General features: G+C 69.4%; 23 protein-coding genes. 7 read left to right on the top strand and 16 right to left on the bottom strand.

Features of this window, described 5'->3' with window-relative positions; all coding sequences use genetic code 11:
- Positions 1 to 6: 6 nt before the first annotated feature.
- The 8 genes from vgrG to ACQ4L4_RS09765 form a co-directional block, all read right to left on the bottom strand.
- Positions 7 to 1,800 (bottom strand): type VI secretion system tip protein VgrG, encoded by a 1,794-nt coding sequence (vgrG, locus tag ACQ4L4_RS09800; protein ID WP_431104051.1) that lies wholly within the window; start codon positions 1,798 to 1,800, stop codon positions 7 to 9.
- A 1-nt stretch (position 1,801) separates the two neighbouring features.
- Positions 1,802 to 2,551, bottom strand: coding sequence for a CIS tube protein (locus tag ACQ4L4_RS09795; protein WP_431104050.1), 750 nt, complete (start codon positions 2,549 to 2,551; stop codon positions 1,802 to 1,804).
- A 1-nt stretch (position 2,552) separates the two neighbouring features.
- The gene (locus tag ACQ4L4_RS09790) at positions 2,553 to 2,720 is read right to left on the bottom strand and encodes a DUF5908 family protein (protein ID WP_297526290.1); all 168 of its coding nucleotides are present in this window, start codon (positions 2,718 to 2,720) and stop codon (positions 2,553 to 2,555) included.
- 68 nt (positions 2,721 to 2,788) lie between these two features.
- Positions 2,789 to 3,388 carry a phage tail protein gene (locus ACQ4L4_RS09785; protein ID WP_377154465.1) on the bottom strand — a complete coding sequence of 200 codons (600 nt, stop codon included), beginning with the start codon at positions 3,386 to 3,388 and terminating at the stop codon, positions 2,789 to 2,791.
- Positions 3,388 to 3,846, bottom strand: coding sequence for a phage tail protein (locus ACQ4L4_RS09780; RefSeq protein ID WP_431104049.1), 459 nt, complete (start codon positions 3,844 to 3,846; stop codon positions 3,388 to 3,390). The genes ACQ4L4_RS09785 and ACQ4L4_RS09780 overlap by 1 nt, the downstream gene beginning before the upstream one ends.
- A 119-nt stretch (positions 3,847 to 3,965) precedes the next feature.
- Positions 3,966 to 5,582 (bottom strand): phage tail sheath family protein, encoded by a 1,617-nt coding sequence (locus tag ACQ4L4_RS09775; RefSeq protein WP_431104048.1) that lies wholly within the window; start codon positions 5,580 to 5,582, stop codon positions 3,966 to 3,968.
- An 18-nt stretch (positions 5,583 to 5,600) separates the two neighbouring features.
- Positions 5,601 to 6,605, bottom strand: coding sequence for a hypothetical protein (locus tag ACQ4L4_RS09770; protein WP_431104047.1), 1,005 nt, complete (start codon positions 6,603 to 6,605; stop codon positions 5,601 to 5,603).
- A gap of 17 nt (positions 6,606 to 6,622) precedes the next feature.
- Positions 6,623 to 7,195 carry a DUF4255 domain-containing protein gene (locus tag ACQ4L4_RS09765; RefSeq protein WP_431104046.1) on the bottom strand — a complete coding sequence of 191 codons (573 nt, stop codon included), beginning with the start codon at positions 7,193 to 7,195 and terminating at the stop codon, positions 6,623 to 6,625.
- A 376-nt stretch (positions 7,196 to 7,571) separates the two neighbouring features.
- On the opposite strand from ACQ4L4_RS09765, the gene ACQ4L4_RS09760 reads away from it, so the two are divergent.
- The gene (locus ACQ4L4_RS09760) at positions 7,572 to 11,303 is read left to right on the top strand and encodes a winged helix-turn-helix domain-containing protein (protein WP_431104045.1); all 3,732 of its coding nucleotides are present in this window, start codon (positions 7,572 to 7,574) and stop codon (positions 11,301 to 11,303) included.
- Positions 11,300 to 11,788 (top strand): hypothetical protein, encoded by a 489-nt coding sequence (locus ACQ4L4_RS09755; RefSeq protein WP_431104044.1) that lies wholly within the window; start codon positions 11,300 to 11,302, stop codon positions 11,786 to 11,788. Before ACQ4L4_RS09760 ends, ACQ4L4_RS09755 begins: the two co-directional genes overlap by 4 nt.
- A gap of 125 nt (positions 11,789 to 11,913) precedes the next feature.
- Here the strand turns inward: ACQ4L4_RS09755 and ACQ4L4_RS09750 are convergent, their stop codons facing one another.
- Positions 11,914 to 12,540 carry a hypothetical protein gene (locus ACQ4L4_RS09750; RefSeq protein WP_431104043.1) on the bottom strand — a complete coding sequence of 209 codons (627 nt, stop codon included), beginning with the start codon at positions 12,538 to 12,540 and terminating at the stop codon, positions 11,914 to 11,916.
- Between the two features lie 16 nt (positions 12,541 to 12,556).
- Here ACQ4L4_RS09750 and ACQ4L4_RS09745 point away from each other — a divergent pair, with 16 nt between their 5' ends.
- The gene (locus tag ACQ4L4_RS09745; RefSeq protein ID WP_431104042.1) at positions 12,557 to 12,679 is read left to right on the top strand and encodes a hypothetical protein; all 123 of its coding nucleotides are present in this window, start codon (positions 12,557 to 12,559) and stop codon (positions 12,677 to 12,679) included.
- 147 nt (positions 12,680 to 12,826) lie between these two features.
- On the opposite strand, the gene ACQ4L4_RS09740 is transcribed toward ACQ4L4_RS09745, so the two are convergent.
- The 3 genes from ACQ4L4_RS09740 to ACQ4L4_RS09730 all read right to left on the bottom strand — a co-directional run bounded on the left by ACQ4L4_RS09740 (position 12,827) and on the right by ACQ4L4_RS09730 (position 16,126).
- Positions 12,827 to 13,624 carry an alpha/beta fold hydrolase gene (locus ACQ4L4_RS09740; RefSeq protein ID WP_431104041.1) on the bottom strand — a complete coding sequence of 266 codons (798 nt, stop codon included), beginning with the start codon at positions 13,622 to 13,624 and terminating at the stop codon, positions 12,827 to 12,829.
- Between the two features lie 103 nt (positions 13,625 to 13,727).
- Positions 13,728 to 15,314: a GMC family oxidoreductase gene (locus tag ACQ4L4_RS09735; protein ID WP_431104040.1), complete on the bottom strand. Its 1,587-nt coding sequence runs from the start codon at positions 15,312 to 15,314 to the stop codon at positions 13,728 to 13,730.
- Between the two features lie 296 nt (positions 15,315 to 15,610).
- A complete protein-coding gene (locus ACQ4L4_RS09730; protein ID WP_431104039.1) occupies positions 15,611 to 16,126 on the bottom strand; it encodes an Lrp/AsnC family transcriptional regulator in 516 nt (171 codons plus the stop codon).
- A gap of 135 nt (positions 16,127 to 16,261) precedes the next feature.
- Here ACQ4L4_RS09730 and ACQ4L4_RS09725 point away from each other — a divergent pair, with 135 nt between their 5' ends.
- Positions 16,262 to 17,278: a 1-aminocyclopropane-1-carboxylate deaminase gene (locus tag ACQ4L4_RS09725; protein ID WP_431104038.1), complete on the top strand. Its 1,017-nt coding sequence runs from the start codon at positions 16,262 to 16,264 to the stop codon at positions 17,276 to 17,278.
- A 113-nt stretch (positions 17,279 to 17,391) separates the two neighbouring features.
- Here the strand turns inward: ACQ4L4_RS09725 and ACQ4L4_RS09720 are convergent, their stop codons facing one another.
- A complete protein-coding gene (locus ACQ4L4_RS09720) occupies positions 17,392 to 18,312 on the bottom strand; it encodes a LysR family transcriptional regulator (protein ID WP_431104037.1) in 921 nt (306 codons plus the stop codon).
- A gap of 101 nt (positions 18,313 to 18,413) precedes the next feature.
- Between ACQ4L4_RS09720 and ACQ4L4_RS09715 the strand changes: the two genes are divergently transcribed.
- Positions 18,414 to 18,743, top strand: coding sequence for a nuclear transport factor 2 family protein (locus ACQ4L4_RS09715; RefSeq protein ID WP_431104036.1), 330 nt, complete (start codon positions 18,414 to 18,416; stop codon positions 18,741 to 18,743).
- Positions 18,740 to 19,522 (top strand): SDR family oxidoreductase, encoded by a 783-nt coding sequence (locus ACQ4L4_RS09710; RefSeq protein WP_431104035.1) that lies wholly within the window; start codon positions 18,740 to 18,742, stop codon positions 19,520 to 19,522. Before ACQ4L4_RS09715 ends, ACQ4L4_RS09710 begins: the two co-directional genes overlap by 4 nt.
- A 130-nt stretch (positions 19,523 to 19,652) precedes the next feature.
- Here ACQ4L4_RS09710 and ACQ4L4_RS09705 read toward each other — a convergent pair whose 3' ends face one another.
- The gene (locus tag ACQ4L4_RS09705) at positions 19,653 to 20,060 is read right to left on the bottom strand and encodes a DUF3224 domain-containing protein (protein ID WP_431104034.1); all 408 of its coding nucleotides are present in this window, start codon (positions 20,058 to 20,060) and stop codon (positions 19,653 to 19,655) included.
- Positions 20,061 to 20,236: 176 nt separating this feature from the next.
- Here ACQ4L4_RS09705 and ACQ4L4_RS09700 point away from each other — a divergent pair, with 176 nt between their 5' ends.
- Positions 20,237 to 20,716: an ExbD/TolR family protein gene (locus tag ACQ4L4_RS09700; RefSeq protein WP_431104033.1), complete on the top strand. Its 480-nt coding sequence runs from the start codon at positions 20,237 to 20,239 to the stop codon at positions 20,714 to 20,716.
- Between the two features lie 37 nt (positions 20,717 to 20,753).
- Here ACQ4L4_RS09700 and ACQ4L4_RS09695 read toward each other — a convergent pair whose 3' ends face one another.
- The gene (locus tag ACQ4L4_RS09695) at positions 20,754 to 21,359 is read right to left on the bottom strand and encodes a cysteine hydrolase family protein (protein ID WP_431104032.1); all 606 of its coding nucleotides are present in this window, start codon (positions 21,357 to 21,359) and stop codon (positions 20,754 to 20,756) included.
- Positions 21,360 to 21,372: 13 nt separating this feature from the next.
- Entirely contained in the window at positions 21,373 to 22,230 is an 858-nt protein-coding gene (locus tag ACQ4L4_RS09690; protein ID WP_431104031.1) for an SDR family oxidoreductase, read from the bottom strand.
- Positions 22,231 to 22,328: the final 98 nt, after the last annotated feature.

Raw genomic sequence — 22,328 nt, 5'->3', positions numbered from 1 at the left:
CCTTCCTCAATTGATCATGACCATCGCGCCCTTGACCACGGTCTGACCCGAGGCCGAGAGTTCCGCGGAGGCGTTGCCCTTGGCGGAGAAGGCGATCTGCGCCTCGTTGTTGACGTTCATGCCGGCGGTCTTGACGTCGGCCTTGGACGTGATCGACACCGCGCCGACGGCGTCCAGCTTGATCTGGCCCTTGGCGGTGACGGTGATGTCCTTGGGGCTGTCCAGCGCGATGCCGGAGGGGCCGAGCTCGACCGTGTTGCCGTTCTGGTCCGCGAGCAGGATGGACTTGTCCTTGTCGCTCAGCACGATGCGGTTGTTGCCCGGTGTGGTGACGGTGATGACCTTGTCCTTCTCGTCGAACTCGAGCTTGTGCTTGCAGCGCGTGACGAAGGCCTTGGTGTCGTTGGGCGCGGCCAGCGCGTAGGGCGGCGTGCGGCTGCTGCTGTAGAGGCTGCCCAGGATGACCGGGTGCGAGGGGTCGCCGGCGAAGTAGCCCAGCACGACCTCGTCGCCGACCTCCGGCAGGAAGAACGCGCCGAAGCCGCTGCTGGCGTGCGACTGCAGCAGCCGCGCCCACACGCCTTCGGTCTCGGCCTGCAGCACCGGCACCTTGACCTGGATGCGCTGCTCGCCGGCCGGGTCGGCGTCGAGCTTCATCACCACGCCGACCTGCAGTCCCGGCACGGGCGGCAGCAGGCCGGCCGCCGGCAACGCCGGCACGTCGGGCCGTGCGCTGAACCAGTCGGGATCGAGGCCGAAGTCCGCCTCCGTCGTCCACGCGCCGTCCTCGATGTGGTGGCGCAGCCCGGTGATGAAGACCGTGCCGCTGAAGCGCTTGCCCACGCCCTGCAGGTCGATGAGCCCGCCGACCTTGGCCTTGGCGCTGCCCTGGAAGCTCAGGTGGCCGCGCAGGCGCGCCAGGCCCGACTTGAGCTGCTGCGCCTTGGCCCACTGCGTCAGCATGTCGCGAGACTGCGGCGCGCCGGCCTGCAGCCGGAAGCTCGCCAGGCCGATGACCTCCGACAGCGTGCTGGTGTCGAGGTCGCCCTGCACCGGCAGCGTGGCGGGATCGGCGGCGGTGCCTTCCAGCGCGGCCTGCGCCTTGGGATCCCAGGACACCGCCATCGCGCTGCCGTACTGGTGCCGCGCGTCGACGTCGCCCTCGAACGAGATCAGGTCCACGCCGTAGGTGACCGACAGCGCCGGCTCGCCGCCGGCCTTGGGCGCGGCGACGGCCAGCGCGCCGTCGTTGACCAGGACCAGCATGCCGTTGGCATCGGCCCGCGTCAGCAGGAAGTCCCAGTCGCTGCAGAAGTGCTGCACCAGCTCGGGATGCGTGATCGTGGTGGCCTCGACGTCGGCGGACAGGCCGTGCGCGCCGGCCAGCGTGCTCATGATGTCGCTGTCGAGCTGGTCGATGTAGTTCACGTTGCGCCGGCCGACCGTCATCTTCACCGCCTTGTCGCGGCAGTCGACGACCAGGCGCGCGTCGTTGTCGCCCTCGACCCGCAGGCCGTGGCGCACGACCAGGCCTTCGAAGATCGTCTCCTCCTGCTGGCCGTAGCCGGCCTGCACGGTGAGCGCGGCGCCGGGCTTGAAGTGGGCCGCGTCGCTGAGCGGGAACTCGCGGTCCGGCATGTCGCCGTCGTTGAAGACGAGCCGCGCGCTGGGCACGGTGTTGGCGGCGCGGCGCACGGTCACCGACATGAGGTCGGCGCTTTCGGGCAGGCGCTCGCCGTCGACGAGCACGCTGAGCGTGACGACGCCGACGGTGTCCTGGAGCGGGGAAACGCCGGGCATGTCACTTCCCCACCGGTGGAAACTTCAGCACCGTCCCGGGCGGGATGGCGCGGAAGTCGTTCAGGCCGTTGTAGCGGGCGACCTTCATGAAGGCGGAGGAGTCGCCGTAGATCTTCTCGCAGAGCGCGCCCAGCGAGTCGCCTTCCTTCATCTTCACCGTCTGCGTCAGGTCGGAGGTGCTGGCGCGGCTGGTGACGCGGCGCTCCTCCTCCTTGCTCATCGCGCCGACGAAGGCCAGGTCCACCTTCGCGCGCAGCGGATCGCCGCCCGGCTTGAACAGCGTGTACTGCGCCTTCAGCGACTCCAGCCGGCCGAAGAAGATCAGCGTGCCCCACAGCACGCGGACGTAGGGCGGCTCGGTGCGCAGGTCGATGTACTCGTACACGACCTTGTTGAGCTGGGCGAGCTGGCCCTTCACGTCCGTCGGCTGGCCCGGCACGGGCGGGACCACGCCGGTGCTGTCCAGCACGATGGAGAAGTTGACGCGCTCGTCGTCGATGGCGCTGAACTTCGGCTCCACGCCCGGCGAGCCCTGCGACTTGGTCTTGTCGTAGCGGATGCCGAAGCTGTGGCTGAACTCGGACGGGTTGATCTGCGCCTGGAAGGTGACGTCCTTGTCCAGCTCGACCGTGCCGGTCTTGCTGAGGTTGTAGCGCGTCAGCAGCAGCCGGGTCAGCTGCGGCGAGGCGGACGTCGACGATGAGGACGACGACGATGCCGAGGACGACGAAGCGGTGGCGGGGGCCGGCATCTCAGCGCTCCCGTTGCGCGCGCAGCCGGTCGGCCAGCCAGGCCCGGCATTCGGCGAGCAGCTGCTCGCGCAGCCGCTGCAGGTCCCGCTGGGCGATCGCGGGCGCGGGCGGCGCCGGTGCGGGCGTCACTTGCGAGCGGATCAGCAGTTGTCTGACTTCGATGCTCATGGTCTTTCTCGATCGGGGGTCAGGTCTTGATCCCGGGGCGGTCGTGGTCGTCGTGCCGTGCCGTGCCGTCACACCAGGCGGCTCGATCCGGCGTAGGCCAGCTCGACGCGTTCGATGGCGACCTCGTTGCGGGTGGACTGGAAGGCCTCGACCGACCACTTCACCGGATACGCGTTCCGCACCGACCACACCCGCAGCGGACCGCCGTCCTGGTCGAGCAGGAAGACGTGCAGCAGCTGCGGCACGATGGGCTGGGCGAAGCCGCCTTCCAGCACCTCCTGGCACCACTGCAGCAGGCCCGACTCCATCGTCGCGACGCCGCGCGAGAGCACCAGCTTCGGATGCTTGGCCGGCTTGGGCAGCTGGTGGACGAAGGTGTTCTGTCCGCCTTCGACCACCGTCTCCGTGTCCAGCTCCGGCCCCAGGCCGGTGACCTCGCGGAAGGCGTTGTCGCTGTTCCTGCCGGCCGACCCGAAGGTCACCGCGAAGCGGAAGGCCGGCGGCGGGTAGAGCATCTCCGCCCGCAGCGCGGCCGAGGCCGACGCGGTGCCGGGCCCCGCCGCGCCGGCCGCCGCGGACGGCCGCTTCGCCGCCGCCGGCGTCGGGCTCACCCGCGCCGACGGACGGGCCGCGGGCGGCAGCGGCGGCGCGGGCGGGACCGGCGGCATCAGGCGTTGGCGATGACGAGGCCTTCGTGCGCGATCACGATGGTCTCGATCGCCACCTCGTTGCCGGTGGACTTCAGGTCGGTGCTGGTGATCTTGGTCGGCCAGGCGTTGGCCAGCGTCCAGACCATCGTGGGCTTGCCGGCCTCGTCCAGGAGACTGATGGTCACCGGCTTGCGCTTGATGGTGTTCATCTTGATCTCGTTGAACCAGTCCCAGAACTTGTTGTCGCCCTTGAAGACGCCTTTCTTCATCGTGACGTCGCTGTACTTCTTCATGCCCGGCATCTTGAGCACCGAGAACGCGGGGCTGTCCCCGTGCCGGTACTCGATGGGCTGGGCTTCCACGTCCAGGCCGGAGACCTCCTGGAAGGACATCACCGCCGAGTCCCACTTCACTTCGAAACGGAACTTGGGGAGGGGCCACACCGTGCCCGATTGCGCTGATCCGTCGTCTGCCATTGCCTGCCTCCACGAGGGTTATGAGGTCGAAAATTGAGGGTGCGCGCGATACGGCGCCGCGATGCCGCGCCGAGATCCGGGGACGCCCGCGATGCCGACGGCATCGGGGACGCGCCGCATCACGACTTCTGCATCTGCTGCTGGAAGGTGATCTCGATGAACTCGGCCGGGCGGCTGATGGCGACCAGGACGGTCACGCGCAGGATGCCCTCGAGGATGTCCTCGGCGGTCATCGTCTCGCCCAGGCCGACGTGGACGCTGAAGGCGTCGTCGGGGACCGCGCCGGCCAGGCCGCCGCGCTTCCAGATCCCGGTGAGGAAGCTGGAGATCATGCTCTTGATGGTCACCCAGGTATTGGCCACGTTGGGCTCGAACACCATCGCCTTGGACGCCAGCCGGCAGGACTCCTCCAGCATGATCATCGTGCGGCGCACGTTGATGTAGCGCCAGTCCAGGCTGTTGCCGTCCAGCGTGCGGGCGCCCCAGACGAGCACGCCCTCGCCGATGAAGGACCGGATCGCGTTGATCGACTTGCCCTGCGTCGTGACGTTGAGGTCTTCCTGGTCCTCGTGCGAGATGGTCACCTCGGGCGACACCACGCCGTTGAGGCTGACGTTGGCGGGCGCCTTCCAGACGCCGCGGCTGTTGTCGACCATCGTGTACACGCCGGCCATCGCGGCCGAGGGCGGCAGCAGGTTGAGCCGGTTGCGCGCCTCGGTCATCACCGTGTTGTAGAGCGGGCTCATCGAGACCAGGCTCTTGTGCAGCAGCGACTTGTGCGTCTCCACCGCGACGGCGAGCGCGGCGGGCGTCAGCGCCTTCTGCTTCTCCAGGTCGGACTTGGTGGAGTTGTTCACCAGGTCGGTGACGTACTTGGTCCAGTCCTCGTCGGTCTTGAGGATGTCGGCCACGGCCTGCGTCTGCTGCGCGGCGCGCGGAGGCATCGCGGGGTCGACGGCGTCGGGCAGCGACAGCTCCTTGCGCAGCAGCTGGGCCAGCAGCGCCGGGTTGGCGATGCGGGTGTAGTCCAGGTCCTTGTCCTGCACGACGGTGGTGTTGACCCACGGGTAGTAGGCCGCGGCGAAGTCCAGGAAGTTGACGCCCAGGTCGTTGCGGAAGCCCTCGATCGGATCGCCGCCCGGGTCCTTGCGGTCCAGGTAGCCGTTCCAGACGTCGAGGATAGCGATGCGGTTGCGCATGCGGCCGCCGCAGTGCTGCAGCATGGCCTGCTGGACCGCGACGCAGTCGGCGCGCTTGAGCAGCACCGCGTCGGGGATGACCAGCATGGTCGGTTCCTGCTCCTTGATCAGCGTGTCGATGCCGTCGGTGAGCGCCTGCGCCTCGACCAGGCCGCCGTAGTTGCCCACGGAGACGACGTAGCAGGGCCCGCCGCCGTTCTGGAAGAAGTGGACCATGCCGTGGTACAGCAGGAAGCGGCCGCCTTCGGCGCCGTCGGCCTGGGTCAGGGCGTAGTCCTTGTCGTCCCCGCGGAAGTCGGAGCGCGTGTTGGGCGGCGCCTCGGCGATGGTCAGGTGGGGGTCGGGACCGTGGCCGAAGTAGGTGTGGTACTCCGCCATCGAGCTGATGCGCCAGGGCTTGTTCAGCAGCGACTTGCCGCCGTTCTCGGCCCGGCGGGTGTAGCCGACGAAGGCGGGCACCGCGGTGGCCACCTCGACGACCGAATTGGGAAACGCATTCTTCTCGACGATATAGACACCGGGTGTCTTCATAGCCATGGCGGCCTCCTCTGCGGGTTAGCGATGCACGTGGATCTCGGAGACGATCGCCGGTTGGCCGTCGATCATTTCGCGGGCGAGCAGTTGCGCCGCTGCCGTGGGCAGGCGGCGGATCAGCACCTTGTCGTTGCCACCGGCCGTGCCGGCGGTGGTTCCGTTTCCGTTTCCGTTTCCGTTTGCGCTGCCGGCGCCGAGCTCCACGCGGCTGCGCAGCTGGAACCGGCGCGGCGAGCGCTGCGCCAGCGGCACGCGGCCGCGGGACCGGATCGCCAGCATCGGCGTGCCGTCGTCCAGGCGCTCCAGCGCGGGCGGGGTGAAATCGGTCTCGCCGGCCAGGTCGACGACGGCGAGCGCCGGCTCGGTCCAGTCGCCCAGCAGGCAGTACTTCCAGACCGTGGCGCGCGGCGCCAGCGGCCAGCGATGGCGCACGGGCCAGGCCGCGGGATCGCGCGAAGGGCCCTGCGCCGGCAGTTGCGCCAGCGGCAGGTGCAGCAGCGCGAAGGGCGGCAGGCGGAGCTCGCGTTGCGTCAGCAGCGCCTGGACCTCGGGCGTGTCGAGCGCCTTGGGCCGTGCGACCAGCGTGACCGCAGACGCGACGCGCGTCGGCGTCGGCAAGGCCGTGATCGTGGTGGCGGTGGCGGTGGCGGTGGTCGTCGTGGACGCGTCGGCGCTGCGCTCGACCCACAGCAACTCGCGCGGCCGGTCGGCGGCGTCCTCCGTCCCGCAGGCGAAGTCGTCGTCGGTGGCGAAGACGCACCAGCTCAGCGCGGCGCCACGGCCCTGGTCGTCGCCGAACGCGCCCGACGCGTCCTCGGCATCGGCGCGCAGACGCTCGACCGCTTCGGCCGGGCCGTGGATGCGGAGCGATCCGCCGTCGGCGCGCACCAGCGCGTCGGCGCGGCGCAGCCGCTCGGCGGTCGATCCGGCGGGGACGAAGCGCAGACCGCGGCAGCGGCCGTCGGCGTAGTAGCCGTGGTCGACGTCCACCTGCAGCAACGGGAAGTAGGGGCCGCTGTGACTCATGCCGTGCTCCCGCCCGTTCAGCCGTGCACACCGACCGCCGGCGTGCGCACCGGCGGCAGTTGCGCGTCGGGCTTGCGGGCGTCGATGGTGAGGAGCCGCACGCGGTAGAGCACCGACGGCACGTAGCGGCCGCCCAGCACGCCCCACAGCGTGGACAGGTCGTGCAGGCTGAGCGGCTCGATGTTCAGCGTGAGCTTGTCGATGCGCGGGTCCAGGCCGGGCGAGTTCTGCGGATCGAGCACCGGCGTGGCCTGGAAGCAGGCGATGGTGCTGGAGATCAGCTTGAGCGCCTCCGGATAGGTGCTGCCCCCGTAGTTGGCCGCGAACATCACCAGCAGGTTCAGCTGGACCGGCGGGGCGGAGCGCGCCATCCGGTCGCCGCTGCCCAGCGTGTGCGCCGGCATGCCGGGGACGCCGTCGCGTTCCAGGTTGACCAGGAAGGCGCAGAGCCGATGCGCCGCGCCGGCCGCCGGGGCGCCGTCCGCTTCATGCAGCGCGGTCACGGCGACGAGGTCCTCCGCCGACTGGTGCGAGCGGCGCAGCACGGCGTTCAGGTGGCCGGCGATGTGGAGGAGGGCGGCGTCGATCATGGTGGGCCGGTGGGTGGGCTGCGTGTCGGGGAGCGGCGGGTGAAGGGGCGGTAAGGGGCGGTAAGGGGCGGCGAAGCGTGCGACGAAGGGGCGGGTGGGGGACGGCTGGAGGTGCGGAGGCACCGGGCTGTCGATGCGTTGAACGATAGGAGCGCGCGCCCTCGCGTCCCATCCGACGGATGCCGATGTTGGGGGCCGGGTTTGCGGAGATTCGGCTCGGACCGCCGCACTGGCGGATCGCGGTCGCGGCGCAAGCGCGGGTTGTCCCCTGTCAAGCTGTCAACCCTTGCGGGGTGGACATGCACACGCGCGCGGCTGCGGCTTCTAGACTGCGCGCCATCACGGCTCGAAGAGGCCGGGCACAGGGGGTGATGACATGCATCCGAGGATCGAGGAGGGCCCGCCGCCCGCGATGACGCCGGCTTCGGCGCGCGGGGCCAAGGCGGGCGAGCCGCTGAGCTTCCTGCTCGGCGACTGGATCGTCGACGTGCCCACGCGCCGGCTGCGCCGCGATGACGAGACCGTGACGCTGGAGCCGCGCCCGATGGCGGTGCTGGCCGCGCTGTGCCGTCATCCGGGCGAGGTGGTGTCCGCCGAGGCGCTGCTCCAGGACTGCTGGCCGGAGGCCACGACGCTGGGGGACAACCCGGTGCACAAGGTGGTGGCCGGCCTGCGCCGGGCGCTCGGCGACAGCGCCACCACGCCGCGTTACCTGGAGACCATCCGCAAGCAGGGCTACCGGCTGGTGGCGCCGATCGGCGTGCTGTCGGCGGAAGGGCCGCGCAGCCACGCCGGCGGCTGGCGCGGGCTGTCGCCGTTCCGCGGGCTGGAGCCGTTCGACGCGGCGCATGCGAGCGTGTTCTTCGGCCGCGACGACGCCGTCGCCGCGCTGCACCTGCGTCTGACGCGGCAGTGGCGCTCGGGCCACCCGCTGGTGGTGCTGCTGGGGCCGAGCGGCTCGGGCAAGACCTCGCTGGTGCAGGCGGGCCTGGTGCCGGCGTTGACGCGAGCGGCGTCGGCGGCGACTTCGTCCGCATCGGTTTCTACTTCGGTGCCAACCTCGACATCGACATCGACCGCGGGCTCGACCTCGAACTCGACCTCGGGCTCAGGCTCAGGCTCAGGCTCAGGCTCAGGCTCAGGCTCGGCACCGGTGGTCGGCCGTGTGCCGGACGCCGGCCTGGGCGGCTCCAGCGGCCCGTTGCTGCGCGTCAGTGCGGCGGCGCTGGTCGACCTCGGCGCGCTGGGCGGGCTGGACGCCTGGGCCGGCGTGGCCGGTGCGATGCTGGACTGGGAATGCCAGGGTGTGCCGCTGCTGTCCGGCTACAGCATCGACACGCTGGCCGCGGACCTGCGCGAGGCGCCGGGCGAGGTGCTGCGGCAGCTGGAGATCGGGCTGGACGCCACGCGTGCGCTGCGCAGCGGCGCGCAGGCGCCGCCGCTGCTGGTGCTGGACCGGCTGGAGGCGATCTTCCAGGACGACGACGGGCATCTCCGTGCATGGGTCGCGATGCTCGACCGCCTGGTGACCAGCGCGCGGATGGTCGTGCTGGCGATCTGCCGCAATGATTTCTATGCCGCGCTGGCTCGCTGGCCGTCGCTGATGCGCGGCAAGGAGGACGGCGCCCACCTGGACCTGGCGCCGCCGGACGCGCGCGCGATCGCGCAGATGATCCGCCTTCCGGCGCGCGCCGCGGGCCTGAGCTACGGCGCCGACGAGAGCGGCCTCAACCGCCTCGACGACCGGCTGTGCATCGACGCGATGCAGGCGGCGGATGCCCTGCCGCTGCTGCAGTACACGCTGCAGCAGCTCTACCTGCACCGGGCGCCGGGGGACGTGCTGGCGTGGTCGGCCTACGAGGACCTCGGCGGCCTGGAAGGCGCGATCGGGCGCCGCGCGGAGGCGCTGCTCGGCGAGCTGCCGGCGGCCCAGCAGGAGGCGTTGCCGCGGCTGCTGCCCCGGCTCGTCACGCTCAGTGGCGAGGAGGCGTCGCCGACCAGCCGCTGGATCGCCGCGTCCGAGCTGACGGACCCGCAGGAGCAGGCGCTGGTGCGTGCCTTCGTCGATGCGCGACTGCTGGTGGCGGACCTGGCCGGTGGCAACGCAGGCTTGAACGCAGGCACGAACGGCGCGATCAACGGAGGACTGGGTGGAAGGGCAAGCGCGGGCGTGAGCGGCTACCGCGTCGCGCACGAAGCGCTGCTGCGACGCTGGCCCCGCGTGACGTCGTGGGTCGCGCAGCACCGCGCGTCGCTGGCCGCGCGCGACGAACTGCGGCCCTGGGTCGCGCGCTGGATCGAGGCGGACCGGGCCGGCCCGCTGCTGATGCCGCGCGGCTCGACGCTGTGGACGGCGGCGCGCGCGCTGGCGGAGGCGCCGCAGCTCTTCGGCGATGAGGAGCGGGACTTCATCGAGCGCTCGCAGCGGCGCCTGCGCCGTCAGCGCTGGGGTCTGGGCGCGGCGAGCACGGGGGCCTTCCTGCTGGCCGGCATCGCGGGCATCGCCGCGATCGGCTATGCGCGGCAGGCCGAGGTCGCGGCGGAACGCCAGCGCCAGAGCCGGCAACTGGCGTCCTTCATGCTGGGCGAGCTGGCGGACAAGCTGCGGCCGATGGGGCAGCTCGACGTGCTCAGCCGCATCGGCGAACAGGGCGTGAAGCTGCTGGCGCCGGCCGAGGGCGGCCGCGAGACGCCCGCCGACGCGCTGCAGCGCGCCCGGGCGCTGGTGGTGATCGGCGAGGTCAACAGCAGCCGCGGACAGGGCCGCACCGACATCGCGATCGATGCGCTGCAGGCGGCGCGGCGGCTGCTGGCGCCGCTGTCGCTGGCCGCGCAGCAGGATCCCGCCGCCTACTACAAGACATTGGGCGCCGCGTCGTTCTGGCTCGGCCAGATCGCCTACGACGCCGGTGACTTCGACACGGCCTCGCAGGAAATGACGCGCTACCGGCAGGCGTCGCAGACCTGGCGCCAGGTCTTGCCCGACGACGCGGACGCGCCGGTCGAACTCGCGTTCGCGGTGAACAGCCTGGGCTCAATCGCGGTCCGGCGCGCCGCCTGGGACGAGGCGCAGCGCTGGTTCGAGCAGGCGCTCGCGATGAAGCTGGCGACGCTGGCGCTGAAGCCGGAGAACGCGGAAGCCCAGGAGTCGGTGGCGAGCTCGCGCATCTGGCTCGGGCGGGTCGCGTATGTCCGGGGCAATCCGGTGGAGGCGCTGGCGCTGTTCGACCTGGCCCGGCAGCCGCTGGCGACGCTGGCGGCGCGTTCGCCCGACGCGCTCGTGCGCCAGCGCGATCTGGCGACGGTGGAGGCGCGGCGCGGCGATGCGTTGTGGGCGATGGGCCGTGTCCACGAAGGGCTCGCGGTGATGAGCGCGGCCGTGGACCTTCTGCGCGATGTGGAGCGCCGCGATGCCAGCAACCGCTACTGGTCGGCGGACCGGCTGCATGCGCAGGCCAGCCTCTTGCTGCTGCAGACGGACGCGGGGATGGCGGTGCGCGAGGCGCTGGACGCGCTCCGCGGCCAGGTGCCCGCGCGGCCCGATGCCGAGCCGAGCCGCGAGTTCATGCGCCGCGAGGTGCTGGCGCGATTGGCGGTCGCCGAGACGATGCTGGCGGCGCGCGGTGGCGCGCGCGAGGACTTCCAACGGCTGCATGCGGCGGCCGTCGACGAGGTGCAGTCGCTGCTCGCGCTGGCGCCGCGGCATTGGCAGACCCTCGAGCTGAAGGCGCGACTCGGGCTGATGGCGTTGGCGATGCCCGAGGCGAACGGCCCCCGCGACGGCCTTCGCGACGGCGCGCGAGACGGAGCGCAAGATGGCGCGCGAATCGGCGCCGCGACCGGCCCGCGAGGCGTCTGCCTGCAACTGCGCGACGGCCTGGGCTCGGCGGTGATGGCCGGGCAGGGCGGCCTCGTGCTGGAGGCCTGGCTCGCGGCCCGGCGCTGCCTGGGCGAGGCGGCGGCCGACACCGAGGCGGCGGCGCGCCTGCGCGCGGGCGGCTACGCGCCGAGCCGGCTCACGACGTCCGCACTTCCTTCGACCCCCATTTCGACCTCCATTTCAACCCCCACTCCAACCTCAACGACGACAAGGAAACCTGTGTCATGACTGACTTCGCAATGATCGACGAATCGACCACCGGCGTGCCCCTTGACACCCCGGGCGTGGCGACGTTCTACGTGGTGCCGTGGACCCTGGAGACGGTCAATCACAGCAGCGGGAAGACCACCCTGGTGGCATGCCGCTACTACGACGACCAGTGGAACCAGATCGAAAGCGGCACGCCGATGCAGAGCGGCGCTGCCTTCTTCCAGCTCGCGCAACGCGCCACGACGCAGGGCGGCAACGAGAAGCCTCCAGCGGAGCTGGACCTCACGCTGGTCTCCGCGGTGGCCAAGACGCTGAACTCGGCGTGCAACCTCGACAACAGCTTCATCGCGGCGGGGAAGCCGAAGGCGACCTGGCTGATCATCCCGGTGATGCCGGACACGAAGCGCGGCGTCATCCTGGTGTTCCGCTCGCCGGCGGACGGCGACAAGGTGGACTACCTGGTCGCGACCTCGGATCCGGAGATCAAGAACGGGAGCAACTAGGAGCGGGGCTTCAGCGTGTGCCTGACCACGGCGGGCTTGCTGCGCGTCCCGGCGTTGCATGCCGGCCGAGGCATTTGCCGTACTGGCAACGCCTGACCCCTGATCATCGTCTCCGGGGTCGTCCTTCAATCACCGGTGCGATTCGAGGTCCAGGCCGACGGGCCGCCGTTCCACGGCGGCACATAGACATACGTCGACTTGGACTCGTACGCCTCTCGCTTTTCCGTCTTCCGCTGCTGCTTGTACGTGTCCCGATGGCTCTCGGAGCGCTGGCCGCTCCCGCTGCTCGAGGTGGTCACCGCGCCGCCGGAGGCGCCGTCCTCGTCCTCGTCGTCATCCTTCTTGTTCTTCCTTTTCCATTTCTCGAATTCAGTCCACCACTTCTCGAGCCGGGTGTTGTTCTGCTGCTGTCGGTTCTTTTCGCCCTTGCCGTCGGTGCCGGGTCGCTTGGAGGCATGCCCGGCCAGCGTCGGCGCGGCGAAGCCCAGGTCCTCGGCCTCCTGCAGGCGGGCGGCCCACTTGTCGTAGGAGTCCGGCGAATAGGCGGCGATCAGCTTGCCGGCCTCGTCATAGGCCCCGGTCAATCGTTGCACGGGGCCCATGCCTGCGGGCGTTTCGCGCGCGATCTCCGGCGCCAGCGCGGCACGTGCCGCAGCGTAGGCGCCGGGCAGTTCCCTGCGTTGTGCCGGGGAGGAGGGGACGGCCGCTTGAGCGCCGAACAGGGATTCGATCGTCCGGCGCTGCGCCAGCATGCGGGGCGACGCATCAATGCCGGTCGACACGGCGGTCGCGGTGGACGACCGGCGTGCCTGGGCCACGGCGGCGGCGCGGCTGGGCGCGGAGTCGCTCTCATGCCTGGATGTCAGCTTCATCCTGATCCTCCCGATCTGATTGCATCGTGACGGTGCTGTCACGTTGACGGGACAGAGTGGCACGGATGCAGACCGGGCGACATCAGCAGAATGCTGAGTCGCCGCGGCAGAAATGCCGAGACGATCGCGCGTGCACGCAAGACACCACGCCCGCCGCGCCGCCCGCTTAGCGCGCCACCTGCGCGCCCTGCTGCGCCGCCCGGTGCACGACGTCGGCCACGACCTTTGCCTGCGTCATGAACACCGCGTGACTGGCCTTCACTTCCGTCACGGACGCGCCGATGCGCTTGGCCATCGACTGCAGCATGCGCTGGTCGAAGGCCTTGTCGTCGGTCGCGATGACCGCCCAGCTCGGCTTGCTGCGCCAGGCCGCGTTCTGCAGCTTCGTGCCGAACGAGGCCATGTTGATCGGCACCTGGCTGTCGCGAAGGAAGGCGGCGTCCGCATCGCTGGCGTCCGCGGCGAAGCCGGCCTTGAACTTGTCCGGACGGACGATGCCGAAGCCGTCGGGCAGCGTGTCGAGCACGAACTCCGGCGGCGTGGTGAAGCCGGCGTACTGCTGCGCCGTCGTCTCTCCGGCGTCCGGCGACAGGGCCGACACGTAGACCAGCGCCGTGACCTTGGGATCCACGCCGGCCTCGGTGATCACGGTGCCGCCCCAGGAATGTCCCACCAGCACGGTCGGGCCGTCCTGCTGCGCCAGTGCGCGCCTGGTGGCGGCGACGTCGTCCGCCAGCGAGGTCAGCGGGTTCTGCACGATGGTGACGCGGTAGCCGCGCTTCGTGAGGTTGTCGTGGACACCGCGCCAGCCCGACCCGTCGGCGAAGGCGCCGTGCACCAGCACCACGTTCCGGGCAGGCTTGACGTCCGAGCTACTCCGGGCCGTCTGCGCGGACGCGAGGTCCGACAGACCGGCCATGGCGGAAACGGCGAGGACGGCGGAAAGGATGGCTTGTCTGCTCATGATGAATCTCCTTGGGTGGGGCAACGGCATGCGGGCCAACACGGCCGGTGGATGACCGACGACACGGTCCGATCGGGTGGAAGGATCTGGCGAGGGGATCCGGTCAGGGAAGTCGGAGACCGTGTGTCGACACGAGCTCCTCGACGGCGCGCTCCCCGATGACGACGCAGGGCGCCATCGTGTTGCCGCTGGTCACGTGCGGCATGACCGAGGCATCGGCGATGCGCAGGCCGTCGATCCCGTAGACCTTGAGCTGCCCGTCCACCACCGCCATCGCGTCGCGGCCCATCTTGGCCGTGCAGGACTGATGCCAGTAGGTCACGGCGGCATTGCGGAGGTAATGCTCCAGAGCCTGACCCTTCATCCGGCCGGGCAGCGATTCGCCTTTGACAAGCCCCTTGAAGGCCGGGCTCGCGCCGAGTTCGCGGACCAGTTCGATGCTCCGGACCGCGCTGCGAAGGTCGTCCGGGTGCGACAAGGTGCCGGTATCGATCACGGGTGCGTCGGTGAACTCGCGTCCGGAGAGCGTGATGCGGCCGCGGCTCTGCGGATGGGCCAGTCCGGCGAACATCGTCCAGCCGTGGGCGGGAACGCCGAGGGAGGCGTTCTCCGCGCTCGGCACCGGGAACTCCACCTGGCAATGGAACATGTCGGGCAGTCGCAGGGCGCTGCTGCTGCTCCAGTACAGGGTGGCCTCCGATCCGCCGTAACCCACGGCCTGCGGTTCCTCATACTCGAAGATCGCTGCGAAGGAGACATGGTCCTGGTGGTTCTCGCCGACGCCGGGGAGGTGCTGGACCAGGGGAATGCCGTGACGGTGCAGTTCCGCCGCGGGCCCGATGCCGGACTGCATGAGGAGCTTGGGCGTGTTGACGGCGCCCAGGGACAGGATGACTTCGCGATCGGCGTTGAAGCGCTCGATGCGGCCGTCGCGCAGCGCTTCCACGCCGACGACGCGGCGGCCGGAGAACTGCAGGCGGCTCACCACGGTGCCGGTGAGCACCGTCAGGTTCGACTGGCCGCGTCGGGGATGGACGTAGGCGCGGTAGATGGAATGCCGGCGGCCGTCCTTGACGATGAGGTCGTTGAAGGCGACGCCGCCGAGGCCTTCCATCATGGCGCCGTTGGGGCTGTCGAAGTGGGGGATGTCGCTCGCGCGCGCGGCCTCCACCAGTGCCCGGGCGATCGGCTGCGGATCCTGCACGGCGGCGACGTGGACGGGACCGTCCGCGCCCCGCCGCAGCGGATCGGCGGGCCCGCGATAGTCCTCCACGCGCCGGTAGATCTTCAGCACGGATTCGTAGTTCCACGCGGGATTGCCGGACTCCTCGGCGAAGTCCTCCCAGTCGTTCTTGTGGCCGCGCGCCCAGAGCCCCACGTTGATGCTGGATCCGCCGCCCAGGACGCGACCCATGTTGAGCGGGATCGACCGGTGGTTCAGATGCGGATTGGGCGCGCCGCTGAAGTTCCAGTCACGCGCCGATCCGAGATTCAGCGGCCATTGGCCGGGCGTCATCACTTCCGGCAGATCGTCGTCGCCACCTGCTTCGATGAGCAGCACCTTGACGCTGGGGTCCTGCGCGAGACGACCCGCGACGACGGAGCCGGCCGTGCCGGCGCCGCAGATGATGAAGTCGTAGGTCGTTCCGGCAGCGTCGGCGCTGACCGGGTTCGGTTGCGAGTGTTCCATTGCTTTCTGATCGGCCATGGCCGATGCCGTGTGACGCGGAGGTGGCCGCGACATCGATCAGAAAGGAAGGATTTGGCGGCTACGAAATGGTAGGAGGAGTGCCGCGAAATGAGGTTGCAAACATCGTCGTTAGAACAAGCCTTGATGTGATCATCACGCCTGAATCGCTTAAGAATATTAGAGGAATGATTTCAGTGAAGAAATTTAATTCCACGCGCCATTGAGGGAAGGCGGCAGAAGAAGTCGAGCGGGATCAAACGACGTGCAAACGGCGTCCGAGCGAGGTCCGGACGGACTCAGGCAATCGGAATCGCGGTGGTGGAGAGCACTTCCTTCAGGACCATGAAGGACCTGACCTGCCGGACGCCGGGCAGATGCAGGAGGTGCTCGGCGTGCAGCCGGTTGTAGCTGGCGTTGTCCTTGGTGCGGATCACCATGAAGTAGTCGAACTCGCCGGTCACGACATGGCATTCCTGGCATCCGGGGACCTTCTGCACGGCCTTCTCGAAGGCCGCGAACGACTCGGGTGTCGAGCGATCGAGCACCACGCCGATCACCACCAGCATCCCGGCCTCCAGCGCGGACGGATTGAGGAGCGCCACGATGCCCTTGATGTAGCCGGCGTCCTTGAGTCGTTCCACGCGTCTCAGGCAGGCCGGCGGACTCAGGTTGACCTTGCCGGCCAAGGCCACGTTGGAGATCGACGCGTCCTTCTGCAGCGCCTTCAGGATGGCCTTGTCGATCTTGTCCAGCGTGCCCGATGAGAGATCGACGGCGGCGCCACTCTTGCCTTGCACTTTTCTTGCGTTCATGTCGATTTCAGAGATGTTTTGTGAATGAAAGGGAATCGCTGATGAACTATCGACTCATGGGAAGCCCTGATGTTGCATCAACATTGTTCGAGCTTATTCCTATCATCGACAGACCCGCAATCAGGAGTGCCTCTGATGAACCTGTCGAAGTTCCCCCGTCATCCGCTGACCTTCGGGCCCACGCCGATCCAGCCTCTCAAGCGCCTGTCCCAGCACCTCGGCGGCAAGGTCGAGCTCTACGCGAAACGCGAGGACTGCAACAGCGGCCTGGCCTTCGGCGGCAACAAGACGCGCAAGCTCGAATACCTCATCCCGGAGGTCCTCGAAGGCGGCTACGACACGCTGGTGTCGATCGGCGGGATCCAGTCCAACCAGACCCGCCAGGTCGCCGCGGTCGCCGCGCACCTGGGCCTGCGCTGCGTGCTGGTGCAGGAGAACTGGGTCAACTATTCCGACGCGGTCTATGACCGGGTCGGCAACATCGAGATGTCCCGCATCCTGGGCGCCGAGGTCACGCTGGACGCGGCGGGATTCGACATCGGCATCCGTCCCAGCTGGGAGCAGGCGATCGAGGACGTGAAGCGCGCCGGCGGCAAGCCCTATCCGATCCCGGCGGGCTGCTCCGAGCATCCGCTCGGCGGACTGGGCTTCGTCGGCTTCGCCGAGGAGGTGCGGCAGCAGGAGCAGGCCCTCGGCTTCCGGTTCGACTACATCGTGGTCTGCTCGGTGACCGGCAGCACGCAGGCCGGCATGGTGGTCGGCTTCGCCGCGGACGGTCGTGCCGACCGGGTCATCGGCATCGATGCCTCGGCCAAACCCGACAAGACCCGCGCGCAGATCCTGCGCATCGCGCGCCACACCGCCGAGATCGTTGAACTGGGTCGCCCCATCCAGGACAGTGACGTGGTGCTGGACGACCGTTACGGCGGACCGGAATACGGCCTGCCGAACGACGGCACGCTGGCGGCGATCCGCCTGTGCGCGCGGCAGGAGGGCATGCTGACCGACCCGGTGTATGAGGGGAAGTCCATGCACGGCATGATCGACAAGGTGCGCAAGGGCGAGTTCCCGGAGGGCTCCCGCGTCCTGTACGCGCATCTGGGCGGCGTACCCGCGCTGAACGCCTACAGCTTCCTCTTCCGCAACGGCTGATGAGCGCGAAAGCGATGACGCAGCGCACGACGCGGGGGCGACCTCGTATCGCCGCTGAGTGCGCGCGAGTGCCTCGCGACTGCCTCGCGCATTGCCTCGCACATTGCCTCGCACTATTGCGCGGCTGAGGCCGTGGGCAGGTCGCGATCCAGCAGGCAGTCGATGAAGGCGCTCAACGCCGCGGGGCGATGGCGGCGGTTCGAGTAGTAGAGGAAGAGCCCCGGCCGCGTGATCGACCAGTCGGCGAGGACCTGCACCAGACGCCCCTGGGCGAGCCACTCGTCGACGGGCCCGCGGTCGAAGGCGTAGGTGATGCCCAGCCCTTGCAGCGCCGCGGCGACACCGATGTCGGCGTGGTTGGTGACCAGAGGGCCTTCCGCCGCGACCTCCACGCGTTTGCCCTTCTTCTTGAACTCCCATCGATACACGCGGCCGTCGAGCTGCAGCCGCCAGTTGATGCAGGCATGGCCGTGCAGGTCGGCGGGTGACTGCGGCGTGCCGCGGCTCGCCAGATAGTCGGGCGACGCCACCGCGACCATGCGCACGTCGGGGGTCAGGCGCACGGCGACCATGTCCTTCTCCAGCTGCGCGCCCACGCGGATGCCGGCATCGAAGCGACCGGCGACGATGTCGCTCAGCGCGTCGTCCACCACGATGTCGAGCGCCACGTCCGGATGCGCACGATGGAACCGGCCGAGCCGTGGCGCGATGACGGTTCGTGCCGCCATCCCCAGCGTGTTGATGCGCAGCGTTCCGCCCATCTGGCCGGTCGCCGCGCTGGCCTCGGCGACGGCGTCGGCCATTTCCCGGAAGAGCGGAGCGACGCGCCGGTAGAGCTGCTCGCCGCTGGCCGACGGCGCCACGCTGCGGGTGGTGCGGTTCAGCAGTCGCGCGCCGAGGCGTTCTTCCAGTTGCCGGATCGTCTGGCTCAGCGCCGAAGGCGACAGGCCGAGATGCTCGGCGGCGCGGGCGAAGCTCTCCCGCTCGACCACCGCGACGAAGGCCTTCAGTTCGGCGAATTCCGATCCGCGCATTCTGTATCCGTTGCTACATAGCCTATCAAGATTCTAGGTGATTCTCTAATGTCTCCATCGGACGGAAGCTATGAACTTCGAAGCCTGAAAGGAGTCTCGTCATGAACGAATTGATCCTTCCCGATCCCATCGCCGCCTACTTCGCCGCCGACCGGCAGAATCCGGACAGCCTTGCCCGATGCTTCACCGCCCAGGCGGTCGTGAAGGACGAGGGGCGCGCCTACACGGGCCGCGATGCCATCAAGGCGTGGAAGGCCGAGTCGGCGGCCAGGTACACGTACACGAGCGAGCCGTTCGCCGTGGCGCCGGAGGAGGGCGGTCACGTCGTGAGCAGCCATGTGGTCGGGAACTTCCCCGGCAGCCCGGTCGATCTCAGGTATCACTTCCGCCTTGAGCGCGGCCTGATCGCACAGCTGGAGATCACCGCATGAGCTTCGATCTCCAACTGGACGGCCTCCGGGCGCTGGTCACGGGCGGTACGAAGGGCGTGGGGGCCGCGGTCGTGCAGAGCCTGCTCGATGCCGGCGCGCAGGTGATGACCACGGCGCGGTCCGTGCCCGCGTCATCGACGGATGGCGCGTTCTACGTCGCCGCCGATCTGTCGACGGCCGAGGGCGCGAGCCGCGTCGCGCAGGTCGCGCTCGAGCGGTGGGGTGGTGTCGACATCCTGGTCAACCTGCTGGGCGGTTCCAGCGCGCCCGGTGGCGGTTTCGCGGCACTGGACGATGCGCAATGGTTCAGCGAGTTGAACCAGAACCTGATGCCCGCGGTGCGCCTGGACCGCGCGCTGCTGCCCGCCATGCTGGCGCAGGGGTCGGGCGTCATCGTTCATGTGAGCTCGATCCAGCGGCTGCTGCCGCTGCCGGAGTCGACGACGGCCTACGCCGCGGCCAAGGCGGCCCTGTCCACCTACAGCAAGGCCTTGTCGAAGGAGGTGACGCCCAAGGGTGTCCGCGTGCTGAGCGTCGCGCCGGGCTGGATCGAGACGGAAGCGGCCGTGGCGCTGGCGCAGCGGCTGGCGACCCAGGCCGGCACGGACTACGAGGGCGGGAAGCGGATCATCATGCAGTCGCTCGGCGGCATCCCACTGGGCAGGCCGGCCAAGCCGCAGGAGGTGGCGGATCTGATCACCTTCCTGGTGTCGCCGCGCGCCGGCTCGATCTCGGGGTCGGAGCATCTGATCGACGGCGGGACCGTCCCGACGGTGTAGGGCGACGGGGCGTGCCGTTTCCGGACGGGAGATGGCAAGTCCTGACCCCCAAGAGACGCCCCTGTCTGCGTGGTCCGCAAAGGCGGCCGCTTGCGGAAGACGGGCGACTGAAGTCTCGGAGGCTGCGGCTTCACTCCGCCGGGAGGTGGTAGCTGAATTCGTAGAAGTGTTTGCCGTCCCGCACGTCGATGCTGAGCGTGCCGCTCAGGCCGACCAGTTCGCCGGTGCCGGAATCGGGCACGACCTGGACGATCAGCTTGGGCGTGCCGCGATTCATCTCGCCGAAGTGCATCAGCATGAACGAGCCGCTGCGGCCCGCCACCCGGCCCTCGACGCGCTCCATGGCGACGTAGCCGGCCGAACTTGGCTCCGCGCTGCGGAAGGCCAGCATGTGGCCGAGGCCGGTCGCGTCGAGTTCGCCGTGGAACTGCTTGCGAAGCAGCAGGTGGCCGAGGTTCGCTTCGGCCTCTTCAGGCGCCGGGGTGAGCGGCGTCATCTGCACGTCGAAGGTGCCGCGGAGGGTGTGGGTCTGGGGCATGGTGGCCTCGGTGTCTATCTACCAATCGATGATGACGAGCCGCTTCATCCTGGCATGACGGGAATGCTGAAATCCCTGCTTCAGGCGGCTCAGAACGGACACCGCAACGGCGGCGTCGTCATCCGGATAGTCTAGTCATTGGATATGCTCGGCACGAGACGCTGACCGGACCGGGAATGAGCAAGCTCCACTTTTCCGAACACGCAGAGCCCATGCGCTTCATGGCCGCGAGCACGGCGCCCCTCGGCGGCGTGCTGCTCGCCCTGTTGGCGCTGTGGATGGCGGCGGTTCCTCCGTCGCTTCATGAGATCGGCTTTGATCTTCCCGGCGACGGTTGCCTGGGCGTGACGGGTCCGGAGGGGCCTCCAGTCCACATCGTCATCATCGACCAGGCCGGGGACGTCACCTGGGATGGCGAGGTGCTGGCCGATCGCGCGGCCCTCGAGCGACGGATGAGCGCCATCGGTGCCGAGGCCATCGCTCAGCAGCCGGCGATCCATGTCGTGCCGCACAAATGGGCACGCTACGGGGCGTTCATGGCCGTCATGGTTGCCGCTCAGCGCAATGGCGTGGCATTGGTCGACCTGATCGGAGAGGGGCCGATGCGCATCCGCGGCGTGCCGGCCGACGCCCCGAGGGTCATCGACCATCTCTGAGCCTCACGAGCAGCTGGGCAAGACCTGACACCGCCGCTCACCGAGCGTGTTGTGGGACCGCCGTGATCCGCGCTTTCAGCACGTCCTTCATCCAGTCGAGCGCCTCGCGCTTGCGCTGCTCCGATTCGGAGGCCGTGCAATCGGCGGGAACCGCCACGCGATAGCCGCGGACATACGCGTCCATCGCCGTGCACTTGACGCAGTAGTCCGTCGCGAGGCCCGTGACGATGAGATCCTTGGCGCCCAGCTGCGCCAGGAGCAGGTCCAGCGGCGTCGCGTAGAAGCCGGAATGTCGCGGCTTGAGGATCAGCAGGTCGGCCTTGGCGGGCGGCAGCAGCCGTGCCAGTTCGGCGGCGGCGCCGCCCGCTTTGCGGCATTCGCGCAGCAGCGTCTGCACATCCGACCGCCACTGGCCGAAGTTGTCGTTGACGTAGATGACGCACGACCCGTCGGCATGGAACTGCTTCCTCAGCCGCGCGGTGGCGCGTGCCGCTTCCACCGCCGCGTCGGCGATGTCTCCGGCGCCTTCGAAGCGCAGCGGATTGATGAAGTCCACCAGCAGCAGCACCTTGCGTGAACGCGGCATGCCCGTCCCGCTCGCGACCTTCCGGTCGATCGCGCGGGCGCTGGAACGGGATGGCATGGTCAGCGCGCTTTCATGGATCGCCGCGTCCGCCTGACGCGCCGTAGACCTGCCCGGTGGCGTAGCCGGACTCCGCCGACGCCAGCAGCACGTACACCGCCGCCAGTTCCGCGGGCTGACCTGCCCGCCCCATCGGCGTGTCGGTGCCGAATTTCTGCAGCTTCTCCTGCGTCTGGCCGCCGCAGACCTGCAGCGGCGTCCAGAACGGCCCCGGCGCGACCGCGTTGACGCGGATGCCCTGCTTGGCCAGCTGCTTCGCGAGCCCCTTGGTGAAGATCAGGATCGCGCCCTTGGTGGACGCGTAGTCCAGCAGGTTCTCGCCCGGGTCGTACGAGTTGACGGACGCCGTGTTGATGATCGAGCTGCCCGGCGCGAGATGCGGGATCGCCGCCTTGGACAGCCAGAACGGCGCGTAGATGTTGGTCTTGAAGGTCCAGTCGAACTGCTCGGTGCTGATGTCCAGGATCGATTCGTGGCTCTGCTGCCGGGCGGCGTTGTTGACGAGGATGTCCAGGCCGCCGAGCTCGCGCACCGCGTCCGCCACCAAGCGCTGGCAGAAGGCTTCCTCGCGCAGGTCGCCCGGCAGCGCGATCCCCTGGCGTCCGGTCTCCCGGATCAACTCGATCACCTCGCGCGCGTCGGGCTCCTCGTCGGGCAGGTAGTTGATCGCGACGTCCGCGCCCTCGCGCGCGAAGGCGATCGCGGCCGCGCGGCCGATGCCGCTGTCACCGCCGGTGATCAAGGCGCGGCGACCGGCGAGTCGGCCATGCCCCACGTAGCTCTTCTCGCCGTGGTCGGGCGGAGGCGTCATGTCGCGGGCGAGGCCCGGCCATGGCTGTGACTGCTTCGGGAAGGCGATCTTGTCCGTCATCGGAATACTCCTGGGAAAGGCGCGGCGTCCGCGTTACCGCACCCGCACCCGCATCCGCGTTGACGCTGATGCGGCAACGCGGATGCCTGTGGCGTCGA

Origin of the sequence: Roseateles noduli (assembly GCF_050626985.1) — a bacterium.
Lineage (GTDB): Bacteria > Pseudomonadota > Gammaproteobacteria > Burkholderiales > Burkholderiaceae_C > Roseateles > Roseateles noduli_A.
The sequence above is the reverse complement of the archived record's forward strand: the minus strand, read 5'-3'. Positions and strand labels throughout refer to the sequence as shown.